Annotated in this window: 6 protein-coding genes; 2 read left to right on the forward strand and 4 right to left on the reverse strand. The window is 72.9% G+C overall.

Annotated elements, in window-relative coordinates; all coding sequences use genetic code 11:
- A partial coding sequence (locus KN815_RS36140; protein WP_216346072.1) for a cation diffusion facilitator family transporter occupies positions 1-1,041 on the forward strand: 1,041 nt, incomplete at its 5' end.
- Between the two features lie 76 nt (positions 1,042-1,117).
- A complete protein-coding gene (locus KN815_RS36145; RefSeq protein WP_216346073.1) occupies positions 1,118-1,354 on the forward strand; it encodes a DUF6458 family protein in 237 nt (78 codons plus the stop codon).
- A gap of 215 nt (positions 1,355-1,569) precedes the next feature.
- Here KN815_RS36145 and KN815_RS36150 read toward each other — a convergent pair whose 3' ends face one another.
- From KN815_RS36150 to KN815_RS36165, 4 genes are all read right to left on the reverse strand, one after another.
- Positions 1,570-2,901, reverse strand: a complete 1,332-nt coding sequence (locus KN815_RS36150; RefSeq protein WP_372458572.1) for a S1 family peptidase — start codon at positions 2,899-2,901, stop codon at positions 1,570-1,572.
- A 139-nt stretch (positions 2,902-3,040) separates the two neighbouring features.
- The gene (locus KN815_RS36155; protein WP_216346075.1) at positions 3,041-3,403 is read right to left on the reverse strand and encodes a hypothetical protein; all 363 of its coding nucleotides are present in this window, start codon (positions 3,401-3,403) and stop codon (positions 3,041-3,043) included.
- On the reverse strand, positions 3,400-5,013 hold the full coding sequence (locus KN815_RS36160; protein WP_308403692.1) for a serine/threonine-protein kinase: 1,614 nt from the start codon (positions 5,011-5,013) through the stop codon (positions 3,400-3,402). Before KN815_RS36160 ends, KN815_RS36155 begins: the two co-directional genes overlap by 4 nt.
- A gap of 242 nt (positions 5,014-5,255) precedes the next feature.
- Positions 5,256-5,777: histidine phosphatase family protein (locus KN815_RS36165; RefSeq protein ID WP_216346077.1), on the reverse strand; the 522-nt coding region annotated here is incomplete at its 5' end.

Below are 5,777 nucleotides of genomic sequence, written 5' to 3' on the forward strand. Positions count from 1 at the left end.
AGCCGACCTGAGCCGGACGGGCCCGACGCACAGGGGGGCCAGGACGCCCGGACCGCCGTCACCGTCTTCGTCGCGCTCGGGGCCAACCTGGTCATCGCGCTGGCCAAGGCCATCGGCGGGGTCTTCGCCGGTTCCCCCGCGCTGCTGTCCGAGGCGGCCCACTCGGTCGCGGACAGCCTCAACGAGGTGTTTCTGCTCGCCTCCCTCAAACGCAGCAAGCGGGCGCCCGACGACCAGCACCCCTTCGGCTATGGCAAGGAGCGCTATTTCTGGGCGCTGCTGGCCGCCGTCGGCATCTTCGTCATGGGCGGCTGCTTCTCCTTCTTCCAGGGCGCCGAGGCGCTGAGCGCGGGCAGCTCCGAGGACCACAGCGGCTATCTGGTGGGCCTCGCGGTCCTGGGCCTGGCGCTCATCGCCGAGGGCTCCTCGCTGGTCCGGGCGCTGTTCCAGGTCCGCGGGCACGCCCGGGAGGCGGGCCGTGGCATGGCGGCCGAACTGCGCATGGGCGACGACCCCACGCTGCGCACCGTCCTGGCCGAGGACTCCACCGCCTGTCTCGGTGTGGTGTTCGCCCTGCTCGGCATGTGGCTGCACATGGTCACCGGCGAGGTGGCCTACGAGGCCACGGCCTCCTTCCTGATCGGGGCGCTGCTGGTCTATGTGGCCTACCGGCTGGCCAGGGAGTCGCGCGCACAGCTCATCGGTGAGGCGATCGACCCGGTCCAGCGCCGGGAGTTCCGCCGGTTCCTCGAGGGGCAGCCGGAGATCGACACCGTGACCGGTCTGCTGACGATGCGTCTGGGCAACGATTCGACGCTGGTGGCGGCCCGGGTCGATCTCTTCCCCGGTCTGGACAGCGAGGAGGTCGAGGAGGTCCTGGTACGCGTCAAGACGGCGATGGCGGAGATCTGGCCGCATGCCGACCAGATCTTTCTCGATGTCACCGACGCCTCGACCAGGGACCGGGCGAAGGCGCGCGAGGACCGCCAGGCGCTCGACGAGACGGTGGCGGCCGTGGAGCGGGAGGAGCGCGGGGCGTGAGATTGGCCCCGGCGGGCCTGGGTACCCGGGCGAAGACCAGCCCACAAAAGCGAACTCATGTACGGAGGCAGAACTGATGGGCCTCGGCGGTTGCATATTGATGATCGCGGTGGGAGGGATTCTCACCTTCGCCACCGACTGGAGCGCCAGCGGCTTCAACGTCCAATTGGTCGGCCTGATCCTGATGGCCGTCGGCATCATCGGCACATCGGCGTATGTGAGTGTGTACAAGCGCCGGCGTGTCGTGGAACCGACCGCCGTGGCGCCGCCCGTGGTCGAGGAGTCCGACCACCACCGGCACCACCACTACTGAGTGCCGGTCAGCCCCCTTTCGACGAGGTGGCCCCCGCCCACGGCGGGGGCCACCTCGTCGTCGTACGACTGCCCGGGCGGGGGTCGGCGTTGAGCGCCCTGCGGGACGCACTTCCCGGCTCCGGCTGGACCTCACCAGCCGTCATCCGGGCGCGGCCGACGGCGCCCAGCGCATCGTCGCCTTCGAGGCCCGGTGACGGCCGCCACCTCACCGGCTCATCCCCAGCCGGCGGGGTAGCGGCGGTAGCGGCGGCTCCGGGGCCGGATGGCCAGCGTGGACAGCAGCCCGGCGAACCCCACCACGATGACCACCAGGCCGGGTCCGAAGCTCTGGGCGTACGCCACGACGTCGTCGAGCGTCGAGACCCCGTCGTCCACGCCGGAGGTGCCGGGCGCGGCGCCCGTCTGGCCGCCGGACGCGATGGACGGGTTGGCGCTCTGGGCCTTGGCGCCCGGGATGCTCACCCCGAGCGCGGTCAGCGCCTTGGTCACGGGCTGGAAGAAGGTCACCCCGCCCTTGGTGCAGTCGCCGCTGCCGCCGGAGGTGACGCCGAGCGCCACGCCCTGGGCGAAGAGCGGCCCGCCGCTGTCGCCGGGCTCCGCGCACACGGTGGCCTGGACCAGCCCGGTGACGGTGCCCTCGGGGTAGTTGACCGTCGCGTTGAGCCCGGTCACCTTGCCCGAGCGCAGCCCGGTGGTGCTGCCGCTGCGGAACACCTCCTGGCCCACGACGGGGTCGGCCACGCCGGTGACCCGCACCACTTGGCCGCCACCGACGTTCAGCACACTGCTCCGGTCCAGCGAGGTGTTGTCGTACCGCACCAGCGAGAAGTCATTGCCGGGGAAGCTGGTCTGGACCGTGGTGCCGATCTTGGTGCGGCCGGTGGCGTCGGTGAACCAGGGGGTGCCGGGGGGACCGCAGTGCCCCGCCGTCAGGATGAAACCGGTCTGGCCGTTGGTGACATTGAAACCGGCCGAGCAGCGGCTGCCGTTGGTGAACATCGGGGAGGCGCCCGCGGTTCTGGTGGTGAAGGAGTCCGTCGTCCGCTGTGTGCGCACCTCGTCGCCCACCTCCGCCGCGAGGTCCTTCATCCTCGACCAGCGGGCGGTGGAGACGGTGCTGTCGCCGACCAGCACGACCTGGTTGGACTTGGGGTCCACCATCCACGCGGTGCCCGCCACCCGGGGCGCCGAGCGCAGCTTCTCGGTCGCGGAAGCCAGTTGCTCCATGCTGTACCGCACCCGTTTGGCGGTGGCCCCGGCCCGGCTGACCTCGCCCGCCGCCGTATCGTCGGTCACCGCGACCACCGGACGGCCATCGGCACCGATCCAGTTGCCCGCCGTACGGGAGGTGCCGAGCGCGGACACCAGCCGTCCGCCCACATCGTCCGTCTGGCGCGCGGTCAGGGCTCGCGAACCGTCGCTTCCGGTCGTCCCGTGGGCCGATCCGCCCGGCACGGCCTGCGAGACCATCACCCCGCCACAGACCAGCGCCCCGACAGCCGCGAACCGCACGACCCGGCGCACGCCTCGCCGCATGTGCTTCACCACCCTGTCTCCTTACGTCGATCCAGCCGGGGCCTCGGACGGCGAAGGCCCTCCCCCTCGTACGTAAGGAATCGGCGTCCTGCTCACTCCCCGGACGCAGCGGCGGCCACGGCTCGCCGCCGGCCGTGGGAACCGGGGATCAGCGCCGGTCGCCGTAGCGCTTGCCGAGGAACCCCCCGACCAGCGCGGCCGTGCCGCCGCCGAGGATGGCCGCGCCCTGGGTGGCGGCGTCATGGGCGAGGAAATACGTGGCCACCCAGATGTACGCCACGACCGTGCCCGCGCCGAGCAGCGAGCCGAATGCCTGCAACCCCGTGTGCACCCAGTCCATGCGGCGGCGGTGCTCGCGTTCCCGCTGGAGTTCGGTGAGCATCCACTCCACCGTGCCGGGCCTGACCGCCTCCCACTCCTTGGCCTGTTCCACCGGCAGCCGGTCGCCCCAGGGCACCGCCGTCTCCGGGGGGCCGCCCGGGGCGGGGTTCTCACTCGCGTTCTCGGTCACGGAGCCTCCCCCGGACGGTCCGGACGGTCCGGACGGGATGGGGGATCCGGGGCCGCGGACCGTGGCGGAGGCGGAGGCGGAGGCGGACCGAGCGCGGTGAGGAAGTCGGCCATGTCCCGCTCCATCTCTCGCTCCACCGGACGTCGTGCCCGCCGCGATGGGGGCTGAGGGATCGCCAGGGACGCCAGATATCCCTCGCGCAGCGCCTGCCACGGTCCGGCGGGCCGGTGGGCCGCCTCCCCGGCATCCGGGCGCAGGGCGTCGAGCCACCGGGCCTGGCGGTCCCGCTGTCTGGCCGACGTGAAGCCGCGCGCCGCGAGCGCCAGCCACAGCAGACCGAGAAGCACAGCCCCCACCCATCCGGGAATGTCGTCCAGGGAGCCGGGGCGCAGCGAGGGCAGGGCCACCGACCCCGATACGGCGAGCACGACCGCCAGTACGGCGGCGATCGAGACGAGGGCTCCGGCGCCCGCACCGCTCGGACGGGCGGCCGACCGCATGGCGCCCACGGAGGCCGGGGCGGCCCTCGCCTGGGCCGCGGCCCCGGTTGCCAGGGCCGACCTGGGCTGATCCTGGGCCAGGGGGCGCAGCAGCGCCTCGGCCCGCTCGGCCGTCAGCCGCCGTTCCGGGTCCTTGACCAGCAGGCCCTCGATCAGCGGCCGCAGTGGACCCGCGTGTCTCATGGGTGGCGGCGGGTCGTTGAGCACCGCGCTCATCAGCTCTCCCACGCTCTCCCCCCGGAACGGCACAACGCCTTCGACGGCCTCGTACAGAGTCACGCCCAGTGACCACAGATCGGCCTTGAGCATCGCTTCCGCGGTCGCCGGATAGGGCGAGAGCGTGAAGCGCTCCGGTGCCATGTAGGGGGGCGTTCCGACCACCGTGTCCTCGTCCACGAAGGTCAGGCCGAGATGGTCCACCAGTACCGCGGGGCCGTCCGGGCGGAAGAGAATATTGCGCGGTTTGACGTCGCGGTGGGCGACCCCCGCCGCGTACATCGCCCGTAACGCGCGCAGCACCTCCAGACCGATCCCGGCGATCCGGGCGATCCGGGGCACATACGGCTGTCCGTCCCACTCGCGCATCCGGTCCGCCAGCGAACGCGGGTCGAGGCGCTCCATGACGATCCAGACCCGGCCGTCCCTCTCGCCAAGGTCATGGATGGCGGCCAGATGCGGATGCACGGTCGCGGCGAGGACACGGACCTCACGGCGCAGCCGTTCGCGCCAGCGCCGGTACGCCTCCGGGTCCGGATCGCCGACCGGGCGCAGCTCCTTGACGACGACGGGGCGGCCGAGCGCCATGTCGTAGGCGTCCCAGACCAGGCTCATACCGCCCGCGCCCAGACGCCCGCGTAACTCGTACCGGCCGCCGAGCACGCTCCCGTGGGGCGATCCCCCCTCGGAGCCGTGCTCGTGCCGATCACCCCCGGATGTTCCCCCGGTCGTCCCCATCCGCCACCCCCTCACCAGCCGACTGACGCCCACAGTAGGGCGTCGGCCGGGCCCGGCGAAGAGGGCCACGGACACGAGGGCGGTGGCGCACCGCGGCTCAGGAGGCGCCCTTCTCGTACGGCGCGCTGGTGAACACCACCTTGTGGCGGGTGCCATCGGTCACCCAGAACCGTTGCGGCTTCTCCCCGTAGAGCGCGAAGAGCGGGTCCGGTCCTCAGGCCAGTACGGCCTCGTCCTTGCCGTCCGGGGCGGGGCGGGGCCTGGTGGTGGGGGATGCCATCAGGCCACGACAGCGCATCCCGTGGAGCCACGCCATCGGAGAGATCATTTCGCTGCGGCACGCACACCGTCAGGGCGCGGCGCCATGACGGCGCCCCCCGGTTTGCGCGGACACCCCGTTACGACGCGCTCCCCGCCAGCGGGTATCCGCAGCGCAGATTCCACCGGCCGGCCCGGCCGCTGAGTTCCGTCGCCGTCAGCGGGGCGACGTCCAGCCGCCAGAACGCGGGCGTGGGAAGGCCGAGGGCGTGGACGAGCGCGGCCCGGACCACGGCCGGTTCCACGACGGCGAGCAGCCGCCCCTCGCGGGCGGAGGCGGGCGGTGCGGCCGGTGACGGGCTCTCCCGGTGCGCCTCCAGCCACGCCCCGATCCGCTCCACCAGCTCCAGCAGCGACTCGCCACCGTGCGGCGCCGCGGCCGGATCGGACAGCCATGCGGCGACCTCCTCCGGCGCCTCCTGCCCGACCTCGTCCAGCGAACGGCCCCGCCAGCGGCCCACATCGAGATCGCCCAGCTCAGCCGCCACGACGGCGTCGAGCCCCAGGGCCTGGGCGGTACCGCGGCAGCGCGCGGAGGGCGCGGTGAACGCCGTGTCGTGGTGGGGCAGCGCCGCGGCCGCCGCCTCGGCCCGGCGCACCCC

The organism is Streptomyces niphimycinicus (assembly GCF_018883605.1).
GTDB classification, from domain to species: Bacteria; Actinomycetota; Actinomycetes; order Streptomycetales; family Streptomycetaceae; genus Streptomyces; species Streptomyces niphimycinicus.

Coding starts and splice junctions, on each gene's coding strand:
- KN815_RS36145 (WP_216346073.1), top strand. CDS start 1,118: ATGGGCCTCGGCGGTTGCATATTGATGATCGCGGTGGGAGGGATTCTC.
- KN815_RS36160 (WP_308403692.1), bottom strand. CDS start 5,013: ATGGCACCCGCCACAAGGTGGTGTTCACCAGCGCGCCGTACGAGAAGG.